Raw genomic sequence first — 1,058 nt, 5'->3', positions numbered from 1 at the left:
TTGTGCGAGATTTCCGCGCCTCTGACAGCCTTCATGATAGCCTGCTCAAAGGTGGGAGCGATAGCCATGACCTCACCGGTCGCCTTCATCTGGGTGCCGAGGTCACGCTTCGCGTATACAAATTTATCGAAGGGCCATTTCGGGAACTTTACGACAACATAGTCGATAGCGGGCTCGAAGCACGCGTAGGTTGTGCCCGTAACGGCGTTCTTGATTTCACTGAGGGTGTAGCCGATGGCGATCTTGGAAGCCACCTTGGCGATCGGGTATCCGGTAGCCTTTGAAGCGAGCGCCGAGGAACGCGAAACACGCGGATTGACCTCGATTACCGCGTACTCAAAGGTCTCGGGGTCCAGCGCGAACTGGCAGTTGCAGCCTCCCTCTACCTTAAGAGCCGAAATGATGTCGAGCGCTGCAGAACGGAGCATCTGGTACTCCTTGTCCGAGAGCGTCACAGCGGGCGCGATAACGATTGAGTCGCCCGTGTGAACGCCGACGGGGTCGAAGTTCTCCATCGAGCAGATGGTGATTACGTTGCCCATGGAGTCGCGCATTACCTCGAACTCGATTTCCTTCCAGCCGGAGATGCACTTCTCAACAAGAACCTGGGTGATCGGAGAAAGCTCAAGACCGTTTGAGGTGATTTCTCTGAGCTCCTCCTCGTTATTTACAATACCGCCGCCTGTGCCGCCGAGGGTAAACGCCGGGCGGATAATTACGGGGTAGCCGATTTCGTTTGTGAACTTAACGGCGGATTCAACGTCGTTTACAACGAGCGACGGAATGACGGGCTGGTTTATGGACACCATTGTGTCCTTGAAAAGCTGTCTGTCCTCAGCCTTGTCGATAGTTTCGGGCTTTGCGCCGAGCAGCTGCACGCCGTGCTTCTCGAGGAAGCCTTCCTTTGCGAGCTGCATTGACAGCGTCAGACCTGTCTGTCCGCCGAGGGTCGAAAGCAGGCTGTCGGGTTTTTCCTTGATGATAATGCGCTTCACCACGTCGAGGGTGAGCGGCTCGATATAGATTTTATCCGCCATGGCGTTGTCGGTCATGATCGT

At 55.5% G+C, this 1,058-nt stretch carries 1 protein-coding gene; it reads right to left on the bottom strand.

Annotated features, from left to right (window positions below):
• A partial coding sequence (locus tag JKK62_RS14455) for an ATP-binding protein (protein WP_201428518.1) occupies positions 1-1,058 on the bottom strand: 1,058 nt, incomplete at both ends.

Source organism: Ruminococcus difficilis (assembly GCF_016680995.1).
This window is presented reverse-complemented; position numbering and strand designations above follow the sequence as displayed.